This window comes from Acidimicrobiia bacterium (assembly GCA_040289475.1).
Taxonomy (GTDB): domain Bacteria; phylum Actinomycetota; class Acidimicrobiia; order ATN3; family PSLF01; genus PSLF01.
In genome coordinates, this window is sequence record PSLF01000003.1 from 79,562 (window position 1) to 95,745 (window position 16,184).

The 16,184-nt window shown below is 54.5% G+C and carries 16 protein-coding genes; 7 read left to right on the plus strand and 9 right to left on the minus strand.

The features are described 5' to 3' along the window. Positions 1-22 precede the first annotated feature (22 nt). Positions 23-625, minus strand: coding sequence for a hypothetical protein (locus C4318_02720; protein ID MER3454058.1), 603 nt, complete (start codon positions 623-625; stop codon positions 23-25). Positions 626-977: 352 nt separating this feature from the next. Between C4318_02720 and C4318_02725 the strand changes: the two genes are divergently transcribed. The 3 genes from C4318_02725 to C4318_02735 are packed head-to-tail and all read left to right on the plus strand — an operon-like array spanning position 978 to position 4,204. Further along, positions 978-3,245 carry a sodium-translocating pyrophosphatase gene (locus tag C4318_02725; GenBank protein MER3454059.1) on the plus strand — a complete coding sequence of 756 codons (2,268 nt, stop codon included), beginning with the start codon at positions 978-980 and terminating at the stop codon, positions 3,243-3,245. After that, positions 3,242-3,883, plus strand: coding sequence for a hypothetical protein (locus C4318_02730; protein MER3454060.1), 642 nt, complete (start codon positions 3,242-3,244; stop codon positions 3,881-3,883). The genes C4318_02725 and C4318_02730 overlap by 4 nt, the downstream gene beginning before the upstream one ends. A gap of 3 nt (positions 3,884-3,886) precedes the next feature. Next, positions 3,887-4,204: a hypothetical protein gene (locus C4318_02735; protein ID MER3454061.1), complete on the plus strand. Its 318-nt coding sequence runs from the start codon at positions 3,887-3,889 to the stop codon at positions 4,202-4,204. 47 nt (positions 4,205-4,251) lie between these two features. Here C4318_02735 and C4318_02740 read toward each other — a convergent pair whose 3' ends face one another. Beyond that, on the minus strand, positions 4,252-4,698 hold the full coding sequence (locus C4318_02740; protein ID MER3454062.1) for a hypothetical protein: 447 nt from the start codon (positions 4,696-4,698) through the stop codon (positions 4,252-4,254). Between the two features lie 190 nt (positions 4,699-4,888). On the opposite strand from C4318_02740, the gene C4318_02745 reads away from it, so the two are divergent. Further along, positions 4,889-6,088, plus strand: coding sequence for a potassium channel protein (locus C4318_02745; GenBank protein ID MER3454063.1), 1,200 nt, complete (start codon positions 4,889-4,891; stop codon positions 6,086-6,088). A gap of 140 nt (positions 6,089-6,228) precedes the next feature. Here C4318_02745 and fabF read toward each other — a convergent pair whose 3' ends face one another. The 6 genes from fabF to C4318_02775 form a co-directional block, all read right to left on the minus strand. Further along, a complete protein-coding gene (gene fabF, locus C4318_02750) occupies positions 6,229-7,494 on the minus strand; it encodes a beta-ketoacyl-[acyl-carrier-protein] synthase II (protein ID MER3454064.1) in 1,266 nt (421 codons plus the stop codon). Between the two features lie 72 nt (positions 7,495-7,566). After that, complete coding sequence (gene acpP, locus C4318_02755; protein MER3454065.1) at positions 7,567-7,812, minus strand: acyl carrier protein; 246 nt, start codon at positions 7,810-7,812, stop codon at positions 7,567-7,569. Positions 7,813-7,895: 83 nt separating this feature from the next. Further along, positions 7,896-8,639, minus strand: a complete 744-nt coding sequence (locus tag C4318_02760; protein ID MER3454066.1) for a beta-ketoacyl-ACP reductase — start codon at positions 8,637-8,639, stop codon at positions 7,896-7,898. A gap of 42 nt (positions 8,640-8,681) precedes the next feature. Then, positions 8,682-9,674, minus strand: coding sequence for a 3-oxoacyl-ACP synthase (locus tag C4318_02765; GenBank protein MER3454067.1), 993 nt, complete (start codon positions 9,672-9,674; stop codon positions 8,682-8,684). Positions 9,675-9,775: 101 nt separating this feature from the next. Continuing rightward, positions 9,776-10,831 carry a [acyl-carrier-protein] S-malonyltransferase gene (locus tag C4318_02770; GenBank protein ID MER3454068.1) on the minus strand — a complete coding sequence of 352 codons (1,056 nt, stop codon included), beginning with the start codon at positions 10,829-10,831 and terminating at the stop codon, positions 9,776-9,778. Positions 10,832-11,048: 217 nt separating this feature from the next. Beyond that, complete coding sequence (locus C4318_02775; protein ID MER3454069.1) at positions 11,049-12,038, minus strand: hydroxyacid dehydrogenase; 990 nt, start codon at positions 12,036-12,038, stop codon at positions 11,049-11,051. A gap of 342 nt (positions 12,039-12,380) precedes the next feature. Between C4318_02775 and C4318_02780 the strand changes: the two genes are divergently transcribed. The 3 genes from C4318_02780 to C4318_02790 all read left to right on the plus strand — a co-directional run bounded on the left by C4318_02780 (position 12,381) and on the right by C4318_02790 (position 15,110). Continuing rightward, positions 12,381-13,274, plus strand: coding sequence for a CoA ester lyase (locus C4318_02780; GenBank protein ID MER3454070.1), 894 nt, complete (start codon positions 12,381-12,383; stop codon positions 13,272-13,274). A gap of 34 nt (positions 13,275-13,308) precedes the next feature. Beyond that, positions 13,309-14,508: an acyl-CoA dehydrogenase gene (locus tag C4318_02785; protein ID MER3454071.1), complete on the plus strand. Its 1,200-nt coding sequence runs from the start codon at positions 13,309-13,311 to the stop codon at positions 14,506-14,508. A gap of 95 nt (positions 14,509-14,603) precedes the next feature. Continuing rightward, a complete protein-coding gene (locus C4318_02790) occupies positions 14,604-15,110 on the plus strand; it encodes a dehydratase (protein ID MER3454072.1) in 507 nt (168 codons plus the stop codon). 63 nt (positions 15,111-15,173) lie between these two features. Here C4318_02790 and gmd read toward each other — a convergent pair whose 3' ends face one another. Continuing rightward, a complete protein-coding gene (gene gmd / locus C4318_02795; GenBank protein MER3454073.1) occupies positions 15,174-16,178 on the minus strand; it encodes a GDP-mannose 4,6-dehydratase in 1,005 nt (334 codons plus the stop codon). Positions 16,179-16,184 lie beyond the last annotated feature (6 nt).

Consider the following 16,184-nt stretch of genomic DNA (forward strand, 5'->3'; position numbering starts at 1 on the left):
CTTACCACATTGGAGAATGCGCTTACCGAGGCAGAGAAATCCTCGCTTTGTCGCCAACGCCGAAAGCGGTTTTCACGGCGCTAACCACCTCGGATGGTCCATCCCAGTGAGCATCCAAAATGTCTACCAGTGACGTAGACGAGTTGTCCATCAAAAAGGCCTCGAAGATTTCAGGGTCGCCTATCCAGCCCCCGTTCACTCGAGCTGCTGTCACGACCGACGGGATGACCTCCCCTTCTGTGACAAAGGCGCTTGGGGAGAGCCAGAAAATCCACCCTAACCAATCTCCTCTATCGAAAGCCACCAGCTTGCACCAGTTCTGAGTGTGAACTCTGATCGCAATCGTTGGACACCTCAGGGTCTTAGAGATCGACTCTGCGGTCACCTCGGCATCGGAGTCAACTTCCAAAACGACCGCACCGTCGAAGTTCTTGGGCCGCCCAACCACGAGACTATTGGGACAAAACAAAGTCTTGGCTTCCTCTCTTTCATCCTCCGACTCCCATAACGGCCCCATAGCCTCGTCCACCTCCGACCACAACTCGGAGGAGTATCGCTTCATGGCGGCGTAGCACTCCTCGAGGCTGACACCAAAGGCAATGACTTCGTCGAAGAACTGCCCCATCTGCGGGTATCCTTGATTCCAGGCTCCAGCAACATACCGAGCTCACAGCGACCTGCTCGAGGCGATGGTGTTCTCGCCGAGAGAGAAGGCTGTGTAGTAACACAGAGTACATTTTGTCTTCAACCATCGGTTTGGAAGCGGATTTGAGCACCGACTTTCAGAGGAAGTCGTGCAGAAGAATTGAGCAGGCTGCGTCTTGGCTTTATACTGCATCGCCGTTCGTCCTCGAAAACGAGGAGTGCTTAGTTTGTAGTCATAATCCGTAAAAATTCGAAGATGTCGGCCATCATCTGTTAGGAGGCCCAAGTTGGTAACCCTTCTCGCTGCAGCAGGAGAGGCACAGCGCCAAGACATTCGACTCGGGAGCACCGAGTGGGTGATCCTTGTGGGCGTACTATCGGCAGCACTGCTCGCCATAGCTCTGGCCTTTGTGCTCACCAGACTCATACTCGCCGAGGATCAGGGCACTGAAAAAATGAAAGAGATTGCCCGCGCCATTCAAGTGGGAGCACAGGCCTACCTGAACAGGCAGATCAAAACAATCTCGGTAATGGTCCTAGTGTTGTTCGGACTCGTTTTAGTCTCGGCTCTCGGCGATGGCGTAGGGGCTGCCTTGGGGCGCTCTGTGGCATTCGTCGCTGGGTGTTTCCTTTCAGGCCTTACAGGGTACTTAGGAATGAGCCTCGCAGTTCGAGGAAATGTTCGGACGACAGCAGCAGCATCCTCCAAAGGTCTCCCGGACGCACTGAGAATCGCTTTTCGGACGGGAGGAATAGCTGGTCTTTTCACCGTAGGACTGGGTCTTCTGGGAGCCACTCTAATTTTCATGATTTACCAGGGCTCAGCAACGCTCGTTCTAGTCGGATTCGGTTTCGGAGGCTCCCTGCTCGCCCTTTTCATGAGGGTTGGTGGCGGCATTTATACCAAGGCAGCAGACGTAGGTGCCGACTTAGTGGGAAAGGTAGAGAAAGGGATCCCCGAAGACGATCCCCGGAACGCCGCTGTCATAGCTGACAATGTCGGCGACAACGTAGGTGACTGCGCTGGAATGGCAGCCGACCTTTTTGAAAGCTATGAAGTAACCCTCGTAGCATCGATGATCTTGGGGTACGCAGCCATCGAATCCATCATGCCCGGCAAGGGAACCCTGGGTGTCATATTCCCCTTGGCGGCGAGGGCAATAGGGGTTCTTGCCTCGATAGTTGGAATCTTTTTTGTGAAAGCCCGCAAAGACGAAACGCGGGCCACAACTAGACCTATACAAAATGGTTTTTTGGTGTCGGCAATTCTCACCGCGATAGCAACTTACTTGCTCGCCCACTTCTACGTAGGAGATCTTCGTCTGGCCCACGCTGTTTTGGTGGGCCTGGTGCTCGCCGTTGCAGTGAGTTTTCTTACCGACTACTTCACTTCCACGCAGCGCGCACCAGTGTTGGAAGTAGCCGAGTCGACTCAAACAGGTCCAGCTACGACTATTCTTTCCGGATTTTCTGTCGGCCTCGAGGCTTCCGTGTGGGCCATTGTTGCGATCGCTGTTGCGATCTACGCCGCTTTGAAGCTCGCTGGTGGCAATGTTCAGCTGGCGTTCTATCTCGTCTCGCTCACGGGCATGGGTATGCTATCTACCACGGGCGTCATAGTCTCGATGGACACCTATGGGCCTGTAGCCGACAACGCAGCCGGCATCTCTGAAATGGCTGGTGAAACCGACGAAGAAGCTCTAAAGGTCATGGTCAGCTTGGATGCCGTAGGCAACACGACCAAAGCGATCACCAAAGGCTTCGCAATCGGTTCGGCAGTGGTAGCAGCCGTTTCCTTGTTCGCAAGCTATATCGAGGTCATCGGTACTCGACGGGGACTGGGCGTTACAGAGGCTCTGCGCGACATCCAGATAAACATCGCAGATCCCAAAACTTTCATCGGGCTACTCGTCGGAGGATCCATTGCCTTGCTTTTCTCGGGATTGGCGATAAAAGCTGTGGGCAGAACTGCAGGACGGGTAGTCCAGGAGGTGCGTCGACAGTTCCGGCTTCACCCCGGGATCATGACAGGCAACGAAAAACCAGACTACGCAGCTGTGGTCGACATCTGCACTAGGGACTCCCTAAGAGAGCTCGCAACCCCAGCTCTTCTAGCCGTTCTAAGTCCGCTCATCATAGGTTTTGCCCTCGGTGAGTACGCGATGGGAGCGTTTTTAGGAGCTGCTATTCTCACTGGGCAGTTGATGGCTGTAATGCTTGCAACCTCGGGTGCAGCATGGGACAACGCTAAAAAATACATAGAAGATGGACACTTAGGCGGAAAAGGCTCCGAATCGCACAAAGCAGCTGTGATCGGGGACACCGTCGGAGATCCCTTCAAAGACACAGCTGGACCCGCTATAAACCCGCTCATCAAAGTCATCAATCTGGTCGCAGTGTTAGCCCTTCCTGCCATCATAAGCTCGGCAGGCAACAAACCTTTGCGGGTCACGATAGTGCTCGTTTGCATAGGAGTACTCGGCGCTGCGATCGCTTTTTCGAAAAGAAAAAGTGAGTCTCTCTTAGAGGAAGAAGGAACACAACGGGAAACAGCCAAAGAGCCCTCGATCGAGCAGGCGAGGGCAGGAAGCGGAAACTGAAAACGGGGCAGGTGTGGCTCGTTCGCCACGGAGAAGTTTATAATCCATCAGCAGTCGTCTACGGAAAACTCCCCGGTTTCCCGCTTTCGGAGAGAGGCGCTAGGCAAGCTCGATCACTTGGATTGCGCCTTGCCAGCACGGGCGTAGCAGCCGTTTATTCAAGTCCTCTCGAAAGAGCTCGACAGACAGCGCAAATTCTCACCGAGACCGCAAGACTTCCAGATCCGGTGATATTGGAGGACTTAACGGAGTGGGAGCTTGGATCCCGTTGGTCCGGCCATACCTGGGATTGGATCAAGCAAAATCGTCCCAAAGAATGGGAGGCATACCGCTCGCATCCTGCTTCAATTCGGTTCATCGATGAGACCTTGGAAGTCTTGGCCCAAAGAATGCGGCGAGCACTGCGACATGCCTTGCAAGAGACCCCGGACTTTCCCCAGCGAGCGGTCTGTATCGTCTCTCACGCAGATCCCCTCAAAGTCCTTCTTCTGAGCCTGATGGGGGAAGACCTCAACAGCATCCACTCCGTCGAACTGGACGTCGGCTCGGGCATCCTCGTAGAAGTTAAAGTGGGCCCGTCTGCGGACCCTTCTAGTGTGAGCGGGACAAAAATCCTCGATCAAGCAACTGGTGACTAAAAGATGCAAGGCAGGAATACGAGCCAAGAGTCTTTAGCCCAGCGAATACCCGATGCGAAAGACCCCCTCTTGCGTCGCAGAAAGCTCTCTTGGCGTTGGCGCCTGTTCGTCGTTTTTACCGTGGCTTTGGCGGGAGTTGCTGGAGGGGCTATCGGCGCAGCTGTAGCTAGGCTCGGGTGTGAAGAGTGCAGCGCGCCCTCCGTTGCGCTGGGAGCAGCGCTAGGAATGGCGTTTGCAGGGATAGGAATGGCCATCCTTGCGGTGTTAGTGGCGAGGTCCTTCGTGGAATGGGAGGACTCGCGCCAATGTAGCTCGCCCTAGCGAAGCGGATGACCTTCAGGCTGCTAGGGTAGGGACGAGGTCCAGACCTACCGGTGGCCGTGACTCAGCGACAGAACCTTTTGAGCCAGCTCGATGTGGGGGAGCTCACCCACATCAGAGGAAAGTTCGCTCACGCTCCAGCGAGTGAGATCTCGCATCGAAACAATGCCTACGAGCTGGTTCTTGTCAATCACCGGAAGATGACGGATCCCTCTCATGACCATCGATCGTGCCGCCTCTTCCAAGCTCGTTTGGGGAGTCACGTACACGACATCGTGGGTTTCGTGATCCTTGGCTTTCGTTGTGTACAAGTCAAGTCCCTCCGCTACCGCCGCGATTACATCTCGCTCCGTGAGGATGCCCAAGACCCTCCCTTCTTCGACTATGATCACCGATCCAACACCTCTCTCATGGATGATCTTTGCCACGTCGGAGAGGGAAGCTTCCCCAGAAGCAGTAACAAGGTTTCTCTGCATAATCGATCCAACTTCCATAAAGCCTCAAAACCTCCGCTTGGCCAGAGTGAATATGTCTGGTGCCTGCGGTATCATGTTACCTAACGACACACGCGCTCTAACAGGTGATGCACACTTCCTTTGAAGAAATGGACAACTCTGTAACCACAGACTCTGGCCTTGTTGCTTTGGTCATCTGCGCCTTCTGAGTACCCTACTCCCTCTGGCTATGTCCGAAGAACTTCGTCCGAACCTAAAGTCGATGCTGTCGGAGGCGAAAGATACCTCCGAGATAATGGTCGATCTAGCGTATGCAGCTCTTTTCTACTTATCACCTGACATCGCTGAAGAACTTGATCGCCTAGAGAAGAGACTCACAGAGCTCATTTTTGACATGAGAATTTTGTGTTTGGTAGCGGCGAGGTCTCGTGAAGACGCCGAGGGTATGGCCTCAGTTCTTCAGGTAGTGGGAGCGATCGAGAAGATCGCTAACGCAGCAGTAGACATCGGTCGGATCGTCACGAGAAACCTCGGAATTCCAGCTGGCCTCATTCGAGACTTGTCCCAGGCCGAGGAAGTTGTGACGAGGGCCAGAGTGCGAAGGAACTCTCAGGGATGCGGTGCCACCCTTCGGGACCTACAGCTACCGACAGAGTTCGGTGTGAGGGTTATAGCCATCCGACGGGGGGACGACTGGGTCTTCGATCCAGCCGGACCCGACGTGGTATCCGAGGACGACGTTGTTTTCATGCAAGGGCCTCCCGACGGGATCGCAGCAGTCAGGGAGCTGTTCGGTGCGCCTCCCCTGTCTCCTCCTCCTTACGACCCCGAGGAAGAGTTCACGGATTTGGGCCGAGCCATAGACGTTCTAGTGGAGATGAAGAACATCTCCGAGGCCGCCGTTGGCCTCGCATACTCAGCTTTGATGTTCAACGACAGGAGCCTTGCGGCCGAAGTCCGTCGTCTCGAAGAGCGCATGGACGAGATGCGAGAACAGCTAGAGCTATGGACTCTGAGAGCGGCAGCGGCGTCGATTGACCCGAGGCCACTTAGAGGCCTTTTACACCTCGGCGTGGCGAGCGAGTCGATCGGAGACGCAGCTGTCGATATGGTGTGGCTCGTAGAAGAAAACGAGGAAATCCACCCCGTTTTTGCGCTGTCAATGGGCGAAAGCGACGAAACGGTTATAAAGACCCGAGTGGCAGAAGACAGTCGAGCCGCTGGTTCGACGCTCGGAGACCTGCGCGTAGAGGTCGAGACTGGGGTGCGGATTTTAGCCATTCGGAGAAAGGCGCGGTGGATATACCGACCACGCGGCTTTACACGACTAGAACCGGGTGACGAACTTATAGGAGTGGGCCCCCCAGAAGGAGAGGAAAGTCTTGCATTCCTAGTCGGCTCCACCGCTACTGCAGCCCGATTTGACTGATGGCTAAACCTCTTCTATTCGTCATGATCGATACGGTTTTAACCGAAATTCAGCATTGCAACCCCAGATGGTTTCTGAGGGTGCCGCGTGAAGCCCTTCTTCTAGGCGGCTCCTAGAAGGTAGGATGCTGTTTTTGCTCCTCAGTCGATGTAATCCGGGCGTGCAAAAACCAGGCATGCGTTGTGTCCGCCAAATCCAAACGAGTTCGACATAACTACATTCACTTCTGCGTTGCGTGGCTTGTGGGGCACGTAGTCGAGGTCGCACTCTGGATCTGGATCGTCGAGATTAATCGTGGGCGGCAACATCTGAGACTGCAACGCCATCACCGACACAACTGACTCCAAGGCTCCTGCTGCGCCGAGAAGATGGCCTGTCATCGACTTGGTAGAACTTACTGGGATTTCGAAAGCGGCACTGCCCAACGCATTCTTGATAGCCATCGTCTCCGTCCTGTCGTTGTAAGGGGTCGAAGTCCCGTGGGCGTTTATGTAGTCAAGGTCAGATGCTCCAATACCTGCGTCCTCCAGGGCCGCCAGCATACAGCGCCGCGCGCCATCGCCCTCAGGATCCGGAGCAGTGACGTGGTAGGCATCGCTCGAAAGGCCATATCCCAGCACTTCGGCGTAGATGCGAGCTCCCCGAGCCAAAGCCGCTTCTCTTTCTTCTAAAACCAGGCAAGCTGCTCCCTCTGCTATTACAAATCCATCCCGGTTGCGATCGAAGGGCCGGCACGCCTTCTGAGGCTCGTCGTTCCTAGTGGACAAAGCCTTCATAGAGCAGAACCCACCGACCCCCAGACGACAGATTGCTGCCTCCACGCCGCCTGCTAGCACCACATCTGCGGCTCCTCGCCTTATCAACTCGGCTCCATCACCTACTGCATTGGCGGAGGCAGCGCATGCCGTTAGCACACAGCTGGATGGTCCCTTTAGCTCCAGGCGAATTGAAATTTGGCCGGCAATGAGGTTGGGGACGAACATTGGAATCAGATACGGGCTGAGTCTTGTAGGCCCCCTAGTGAACATCAGCTCGAACTGTTTTTCAAGTGTGGATATCCCGCCAATCCCAGACGAGAAAATCACGCCGGCACGATTGGGGTCGTAGCTCCCCTTGTCGAGTTTGGCATCGGCGTATGCATCGGTGGCTGCTGCGATCCCCATCTGGCCCGCGCGATCCAGATGCTTTGCGTCTCGGGGCTCGAAGTATTTCGATGGATCGAAGTCCCGGGCCTCGCCGGCTATCCGCGATGCAAGATCCGAGGCATCAAAGAGCGTGATCTCGCCGATCCCACTCTTGGATTGCATCATAGCTTCCCAGGTGGTCTCCACACTCGCCCCGAGGGGCGTGATTGCTCCCATTCCGGTTACTACTACCCGTCGCCTATCGCCTTTTACGTGACCCATTTCTCAACCCTCTGATTTCTATTTCATTTAGGTTGCTTCGAGATCCCGACCGCACAACGTAAGCCCCTTTTTTCAGAGAGACAGCTTAGAAGCAACCAAGTCGATCGCTTCACCCACGGTGGTAAGTTTCTCGGCCTCTTCGTCGGGGATCGTGATGCCGAACTCATCCTCGACAGCCATGAGCATCTCTACAACCCCCAAAGAATCGACCTTCAAATCGTCTCCGAACGTCGCATCTTTTTTGATCTGTTCCTTGGGGATCTCTAAGTGCGAAGCCATCAGGTCAATCAGCTTGGCTTCCAGCTCTGCTCTGTCCATATTCTCTCCTTTCTCGTTATTTTGGATCAGTTCCTCGTTCACTGTCTTCGGCGCCTAAAACTCGCTGCGCGCCACTCGACAGCTCAGAGCCCGCCATCGACCGTGATGACGGCACCGTTTATGTAGGACGCCTGGGGAGTGCAGAGAAAGCCCACTATTGGCGCTATATCGGAAGGGGCGCCTAAGCGCCCTACTCCAATTCGCCGTCGCACCTCCTCGATCAAATCCTCTGGCAGGTCCGAGGTCATTTCAGTTTCAACAAAGCCAGGCGCCACGACATTTGCAGTGATCCCCCTGGATCCGACTTCCCGGGCTATCGACTTTGCAAGTCCTATCATCCCGGCCTTCGAAGCCGCATAGTTGGCCTGTCCGGCGTTGCCCTGTAGTCCGGCCACAGAGGACACAAAAACGAATCGTCCCCACTTGTTGCGAACCATGGTCTTGAGACAGGCTCGGGTGACATAAAAGGCTCCAAAGAGATTGACCCTCATAACCTCTTCCCAGGCTTCGTCGGAGATTCTCATAGCGAGGCCGTCTCTTCGTATGCCCGCGTTACACACCACGATCGAGGGGTCGCCGAGAAGCGAACCTACCTCTTCGACGAGGGCTGAAGCGGCAGCCGACTCCGAAACATCGGCCTGAACTACCGCGGCTTTGCTGCCCTGTGCCTGCACTAGGGAAGCCGTCTCGGAAGCGCCACTCGCATCTTTCGAAAAATTGATAGCCACTGAGGCGCCGAGCTTGGCGAGCTCTGCGGCGATCGCCTGACCTATCCCCCGGCTGGCGCCCGTTACGAGTGCTACTTTGCTCTCGAGGGGTCGCTGCATGAAGTGCGTACTCATTGCGTACACCGTGCCCTTTGCTTCTCACTACCACCTGACGAGCGCCGAGCCCACCGACAATCCTGCGCCGAAAGCAACTAGCAATACCAGATCTCCTTTGTCGAGCCTCCCCTCCGAAACCGCTTCTGCCAAGGCTATTGGAATGGTCGCCGAGGAAGTGTTGCCGTACCGCTCAATGTTGCATACAACTTTGTCGTGAGAGAGTTCCAAGCGCTTGGCCAGTGCATCTATGATGCGCTTATTGGCCTGGTGAGGAACTACGAGCTGAATCTCGTCTAGTGATGTCTTGGTCTCGTCCAAAAGAGCTCTTACAGTTTGTTCCATACCTACGACCGCGCGCCGAAACACCTCCGCACCCTCCATCTTCAAGTAGTGGAGACGTGAATCGACAGTGTCATGCGATGCGGGACGCTCGGCCATTCCTCCAGGGACGGTTAGAAGCTCAATCGCGGAGGCATCTGAACTAAACTTGGAAGCCAAACACCCCTCTTCCCTAGATGACGGTTCTAAAACGATGGCGCCCCCTCCATCGCCAAACAAAACACAAGTCGAACGATCAGTGTAATCGGTGAATCGAGTGAGGCCTTCCGCCGCAACTACAAGAGCCCTCTCAGCTGCTCCCGTCGAAATCATGCTCGTTGCGATCTGGAGCCCATAGATGAACCCCACACAACCTCCGTTTACGTCAAAAGCGGCAGCCGTGTCGTTTCCCAAAAGGTGCTGGACAGAGTTGGCTGTTGCTGGGATCGACCTGTCTCCCGTGCACGTAGTGACCACAATCGTGTCGACTTCTCCCACATCAAGTCCCGCCTTCTCGAGTGCCTCCTTGGCTGCCTGCGCTCCAAGCTGAGAAGGCTTTTCTCCCTCAGAGAGGACATGTCGCTCTATGACACCAGTTCGTGAGCGAATCCACTCGTCGGAGGTTTCTACGATTTGTTCTAAGTCGCTGTTGGTGAGCACTCGCGGCGGGACCGCCATACCCCAGCCAGTAATGGCAGCGAAGCAATTGTTCGGGGTCATAGCGATTCGCTCCTTGTCAACAACAGTGCGCGCTCGAAATAGTGACGGTGGCCGCCGTCGGTATATATGCGCCGGATTCGGATGTCACTCGATTAGACGCCTCACCCATCTACGGTCTCCACCGTGGGATTGGACGCGGAAGCGAACGTTTCGATCCTCACGATTCTCGCAGCGTTACCTGTTCGCTCTTTGTTATTCGCTAGAAGACAGCGCCTGGCAAGGCCGGCCATTGTATCCGAAGGCCCAAAACACACAAAGGCCGAGACCCCTGCGGTTTCCAGGTTCTGAAGAGTCTGCTTCCACCTGACGGGTTCTACCAGCTGGCGAGCAAGCAGCTTGGGAACCTCTTCTGGAGAAGGATATGGCTGAGCAGTCACGTTCGACCATACTGTCACAGGTGAGGACTTGAAATCGACCTTACTAACAGCATCGGATAGCAACTTCAAGGCCGGCTCCATGAGCGGTGTGTGGCACGCTCCTGCCACATCCAGCATCACTGCCCTGCGCGCACCAAAATGTCTAGGATTGGCTAGAGCCTGCTCCACTTCGGCTATATCTCCCGATATCACCACTTGCCCAGGACAGTTGAGATTGGCCACCCAAACTGCGCCGCCTCGAGATCGCCGCTCAGCACAGACTTCTTCGACTCTCTTTTCCTCTGCCCCGAGTAACGCAACCATGGCCCCTTTCGTCATTGCGCACGCCATTTTCATAGCCTCGCCTCTGGTAGCGACGAGTTCGAGACCTTCCGCAAAAGTGACCATCTTCGAGGCGACTAAGGCCGTGTACTCGCCGAGGCTATGGCCGGCAGCGCTACCGAACGAAAAGCCATCTGCAGTCTCGCTTATCTCGGCCACAGGAGGATCGGAATGAATGGATAAGAAGTTGGCATCTCCATCTAGACAGCCAGATGCAGTTAGCAGGGCAAGGGAAGTAACAAAGATAGCTGGTTGCACGAACGCGGTGTCGCTAAAGCTTCGGCTGTCGGCTTCTCTAAGCGCTCCCAAAAGGTCATAGCCCAGAACGCGTGATGCCTCCTGAAACAGATCCATTGCAGGCGGGCACTTCTCGACCGCCTCGACCATCCCCTGGAACTGGCTTCCCTGCCCCGGAAACAACAGAGCCGTCGTAGACGCCCGCTGGCTACCAGTACTCATTCGCACTCCCTGGACCCTGAAGCGGTAGACAACACCCCTACGGCAACTGCGCACTGGTACCGCGCGTCACCCCGCTAAATTTACACCACCTAGGGAGACGTATCTTCCCCGATGAAGCGAGGCTTTGTCACATCTAATCGCCTCTTTCTTATTTGCTCTATGCCTAGCTGAGCTCGTTGGAGAGGATCGCCATTTGAATGAAACAAATGCCGGACCGCTAGTTGACAACGTGTCGGAGTGTCTCACCCAGAATCGCCGCCGCTATATTCGAGGCTGTAACTTGCATGATGCGGCGTCTGGACTCGTCCGTAACCCCTGCTACGTGAGGCGTAACGATTACGTTCTCCAGAGAAAATAGCGGATGATCCGGCGGCGGCGGCTCTTCGGCAAAGACGTCGATGGCAGCGCCCTTGATGACCTTATTTTTTAGAGCCTCCACCAAAGCCTCCTCGTCGACAACCTCTCCCCTAGCCACGTTGATAAGGTAACCACGCTTTCCAAGCTTCGACAGGGCAGAGGCATCTATGAGGTGGTGTGTGTCTGGCGTGAGAGGCACGTGGAGAGAGACTACATCGGATCTAGACAGGAGTTGATCAAGGTCGCAACGGGACACTCCCAGTTCTTCTTCTATTTCCTGAGACGCAGGGACCACGTCGTAGTAGATAATTTGGCAACCGAAGCTTTTGAGTCGGCGAGCCACCTCTTTGCCTATACGCCCGAACCCGACTATCCCCCACGTTTTGCCGGCTAGCTCTAAACAACCCACCGACCCCACAGCCATCTGCGGCCACTCGCCCGCCCTCGTGTGAGCGTCGGCCCAAAACAAGCTTTTCAGAAGAGCGAGGCCGACCATTACCGTGTGCTCTGCGACAGATACGTCGTTAGCGCCACCAGTGTTCGCTACGGGAATACCCTTCCTTCTAGCGGCCTCAATATCTATCTGTTGATATCCCGCAGATGGCTGCTGAATGAGCTTGCACTTTTCCAGCCTACCCACGACCTCGGCATCAATGGGAATCTCGAAAGTGTAATCACCAAGGAGAATATCGGCCGACGGGGCCAGCTCCAACACCGCCTGTTTGGTACGCTCGGGCAAGGTCAGGACCTCGACAGCAATGTCCGTTCGCTGACGCTCGGCGAGAGCCGACTCTATTAGTCCTTTTATGATTAGCGCCGGTAGGGGCGCCGTGGAAACAATCGTCGTCAACGGTTCCTCCTTACTTGTAGTACACCACAAGGTATGGAAAAGTCGAAAGCGCCACAGTTCTCAGGTCGGGTTCAAGATTCGCTTTCCTTGCGACACATCGGATACGACACGAAACGGCCACACCTGTGCCGCCATCGATTGCTCTAGCCGCTCCGTTTTCGCCTCAGCGCGCGTGGCGGTTGAAAGCAGTACTGCTACGCCGTGTACATTAGCAGGGACCGCGAGGTGAACTGATTCCAACTCCGGCCGATCTAGGATCTCACATAACCAGGGAGGTGTTCGACAGTGGGAGTGATAAGAGCGCGTCGGTCGTGTCTGTCGGTGCCTGGCTCCAGTCCCAAGATGATGGCGAAAGCCCCGACTCTTACTGCAGACGAGGTTTTTCTCGATTTGGAGGACTCCGTCGCACCCGCAGCTAAAGAAGAGGCCCGGCCCCAGGTCATAGAAGCACTGAAATCGGGTGAATGGGGAGACAAAACAGTAGTCGTTCGAATCAATGCGATAGACACGCGCTTTGCCTATAAAGACTTGATCGAGATTGTAGAAGCTGCCGGCGACGTCATCGATTGCATCATGATTCCCAAGGTGCAATCACCTAACGACGTCACCTTCGTCGACACCACTCTGCGCATGATAGAAGACACGATTGGCCTAGAAAAACGCATAGGGATAGAGGCTCAAATTGAGAACCCCAAAGGGCTCAAAAACATTCACGACATCGCTCAAGCGTCCGATCGGCTGGAAACTTTGATATTTGGACCGGGAGACATGGCGGCATCGATGGGAATGCCACACTTGACCGTCGGTGACATCGTCGAGGACTACCCCGGTGACCACTGGCACTGGGTTCTTATGGAGATATTGAGCGCCGCTCGATCCGCGGGTTTGCAGGCTATCGATGGTCCCTACGCGAAAATCAGAGACCTAGACGGATACAGAGTTGTTGCTACCCGCTCTCGTATGCTCGGCTTCGACGGAAAGTGGGTCCTTCACCCAGACCAGATTCCAATAGCTAACGAGATATATACCCCTGATCAAGATGCCTACGAGAGGGCAGAAGCAATTCTGGAAGCCTACGAGAAAGCCACGACCCTTGAGCGTCGAGGCGCTGTCATGTTCGGGGATGAGATGATCGACGAGGCTAGCCGCAAAATGGCCGCAGTTACTGCAGAGCAGGGCCGCCGTGCAGGCCTTGTCCGTCAAAAAACTCTCGCAGACTTCATCGGGCAAGAGTAGAAGTTGCTCAGCCCGTATCGGCGACAAGAGGAGGATGATTCAGGTGCTTTTCGAAGACACGGAAGACCTGACTGACTTTCAAAAAGAAATCGTTGCTACCGTACGCGACTTCGTAGACAAGGAAGTCATCCCAGTTGCTGACGAGCTTGAGCACTCTGATACCTTTCCAGACAAAATCGTCGAGCAAATGAAAGAAATGGGGATATTCGCGCTAACGGTCCCCGAAGAGTACGGAGGGCTAGGGGAAGGTCTTCTGACTTACGTGCTCGTCGTTATGGAACTATCCAGAGGCTGGATGAGCCTTGCGGGAATTATAAACACTAACTTCATTGACATTTACCTCATCAACACTCATGGGACAAAGGATCAAAAAGAGAGGTTTTTGCCGCGAATAGCAGCTGGTGAGATCCGCGGGGCATTTTCGATGTCAGAGCCGGGAGCAGGATCAGACGTAGCGTCAATTAAAACGAAAGCTAGACGCGAGGGCGATGTGTATGTGATCGACGGCGAAAAAATGTGGGTTACTAATGGGCTAAGGTCTGGGTTTGTCGCAACTCTTGTAAAGACAGATCCAAAGGCCGATCCACCCTACAAGGGCATGAGCGTGTTCTTGGTTGAAAAAGAACCAGGTGTGGAGAAATTGGATGGCCTTACGGTAACACCCAATATTGACAAGATGGGATACAAAGGCGTGGAGACGACGGCATTGATATTCGACGGATATAGATGCCCTGCAGAAAATCTACTTGGAGGTGAAGAAGGGCGTGGATTCTATCAAATGATGGACAGTATAGAAGTGGGGAGAGTGAATGTGGCCGGCAGGGCAGTGGGGCTTGGAATGAGGGCATTTGAGGAGGCAATTCGCTATGCGCAGCAGCGTGAGGCCTTCGGCAAACCAATTGCGCAACACCAAGCTATTGCACACAAGCTAGCTGAGATGGCGACTCAGTTAGCGGCAGCGAGGGCACTCACAATCAATGCTGCGCGAAAAAAAGATGCTGGGGGAAGGGCAGATCTAGAAGCGGGTATGGCGAAGTTGTTTGCATCGGAGGCCTGTCACAACATCGTCACAGATTCTCTAAGGATACATGGCGGGTATGGATACTCGAAGGAGTTTACTATCGAGCGTCTTTACCGGGATGCTCCCTTTCTACTAATAGGTGAAGGCACCAGCGAAATCCAAAAAAACATCATCTCGCGACAATTGCTCAAACGGTACAAAGTAGACACGTAAAATTGCATTTTATAGTTGGCTTGGCCAGCTGAGCTCTGGCTCAAAAACGTGGGAAAAAGGTGCTGGTCTAGGATACGGAGTTGTAAGGATCGAAAATGGGGTTCGGAAGGTACTTAGAAGACTTTGAGGTAGGGGCCGTATACAAACACTGGCCTGGAAAGACGATAACAGAATACGATGATCACCTCTTTTGCATGATCACAATGAATCACCACCCACTCCACATTGACTCTAGGTATGCAGAGAACGAAACGCAGTTCAAACGCAATGTCGTTGTAGGAAATCTCGTGTATTCCCTAGCGTTGGGTATGAGCGTTCCGGACGTGTCCGGGAAAGCAATTGCAAACCTAGAAATTGAATACTTAAGGCATCCGGCGCCAGTCTTTCATGGCGACACTATCTATGCCGAAACGGAAGTGCTTGAAGTAAAAGAGTCAAAATCAAAGCCGGACCGCGGAGTCGTCAAAGTAAAGACCATCGCATACAAGCAGGATGGCACGGTTGTGTGCGAGTTTGTGCGGCGCGTAATGGTGCCGAAGCGCTCCGCTTACCCTAACGAGCAACCTGGTAGGCCCGAACCCAAAACCGAGGAAGTTGGCTGAGACAAGCTCCTGCCGAAATCGAGAGCATAGCGCGCAACCATCTTGGCAAGAGAGCTTCTATCACTATGATCGAGGAGTGATTTCCTTCCTAACCTGATCGCCGCTCGAAGCCGCCAGATCCGCTTCGACCATCATCTTCACTAACTCCTCGAAAGAAACTGTCGGTTCCCATCCCAAAACAGTTCTCGCCTTCGTCGGGTCGGCTCTTAGCTCTTCTACATCCGCGGGTCTCATGTACCGTTCGTCTACTGCTAGGTACTTTTCGTAATCGGAGATTCCGATGTGAGCCAAGGCCAGCCTGGCAAAGTCAGTGACACTGTGCGACTCGCCAGTCCCTACTACGTAGTCGGACGGCTCGTCTTGCTGAAGCATCAGCCACATCGCCTTTACGTAGTCGCCGGCGAAACCCCAGTCGCGGCGGGCGTTCAAGTTACCCAATACAATCTTGTCCGCTCTTCCCGCAGCGATATCAGCAACGGCTAGCGAGATTTTCCGGGTCACGAACTCTGGCCCCCGGCGAGGGGACTCGTGGTTGAATAAAATCCCGCTGCACGCAAACATTCCGTATGCCTCTCTGTAATGAACCGTTGCGTAGTGGCCCATTGCCTTGGCTATCGCGTACGGGCTGCGAGGGTGGAAGGGAGTGAGCTCATTTTGGGGCGTCTCTCTTACCTTCCCAAACATTTCGGAAGAGCTCGCCTGGTAGAAACGAACATTCCCTCCCGCACCTTGATACCTGCGAACTGCCTCCAACATTTTGTGGACTCCCAGGCCTGTGATAGCGTATGTAAGCTCTGGCTGCTGAAAAGAGACGTGGACGTAACTGATGGCGGCGAGGTTGTATACCTCGTCGGGTTGAGATTCTTCAAGGACTGACAGCAAAGAAGAAAAATCCGTCAGATCGCCGAATACCAGCTTGACCTCGGGAACCGTCTCTTTCACGATAGAGACTTTTGGATTCGCCTGGCCACGCACCATCCCGTAGACCGTATAGCCTTTCGACAGCAAAAACTCCGCAAGATATAAGCCATCCTGGCCAGTTATCCCGGTGATAAGTGCAGTCGGCATCCTACC

Excerpts from the sequence above, each read along its gene's own strand:
- C4318_02720 (MER3454058.1), bottom strand. The coding sequence starts at position 625 with ATGGGGCAGTTCTTCGACGAAGTCATTGCCTTTGGTGTCAGCCTCGAG.
- C4318_02790 (MER3454072.1), top strand. The coding sequence starts at position 14,604 with ATGGGGTTCGGAAGGTACTTAGAAGACTTTGAGGTAGGGGCCGTATAC.
- fabF (MER3454064.1), bottom strand. The coding sequence starts at position 7,494 with ATGGGTCACGTAAAAGGCGATAGGCGACGGGTAGTAGTAACCGGAATG.
- gmd (MER3454073.1), bottom strand. The coding sequence starts at position 16,178 with ATGCCGACTGCACTTATCACCGGGATAACTGGCCAGGATGGCTTATAT.
- C4318_02765 (MER3454067.1), bottom strand. The coding sequence starts at position 9,674 with ATGACCCCGAACAATTGCTTCGCTGCCATTACTGGCTGGGGTATGGCG.
- C4318_02780 (MER3454070.1), top strand. The coding sequence starts at position 12,381 with ATGATGGCGAAAGCCCCGACTCTTACTGCAGACGAGGTTTTTCTCGAT.
- acpP (MER3454065.1), bottom strand. The coding sequence starts at position 7,812 with ATGGACAGAGCAGAGCTGGAAGCCAAGCTGATTGACCTGATGGCTTCG.
- C4318_02745 (MER3454063.1), top strand. The coding sequence starts at position 4,889 with ATGTCCGAAGAACTTCGTCCGAACCTAAAGTCGATGCTGTCGGAGGCG.
- C4318_02770 (MER3454068.1), bottom strand. The coding sequence starts at position 10,831 with ATGAGTACTGGTAGCCAGCGGGCGTCTACGACGGCTCTGTTGTTTCCG.
- C4318_02785 (MER3454071.1), top strand. The coding sequence starts at position 13,309 with ATGATTCAGGTGCTTTTCGAAGACACGGAAGACCTGACTGACTTTCAA.
- C4318_02735 (MER3454061.1), top strand. The coding sequence starts at position 3,887 with ATGCAAGGCAGGAATACGAGCCAAGAGTCTTTAGCCCAGCGAATACCC.
- C4318_02760 (MER3454066.1), bottom strand. The coding sequence starts at position 8,639 with ATGCAGCGACCCCTCGAGAGCAAAGTAGCACTCGTAACGGGCGCCAGC.
- C4318_02740 (MER3454062.1), bottom strand. The coding sequence starts at position 4,698 with ATGGAAGTTGGATCGATTATGCAGAGAAACCTTGTTACTGCTTCTGGG.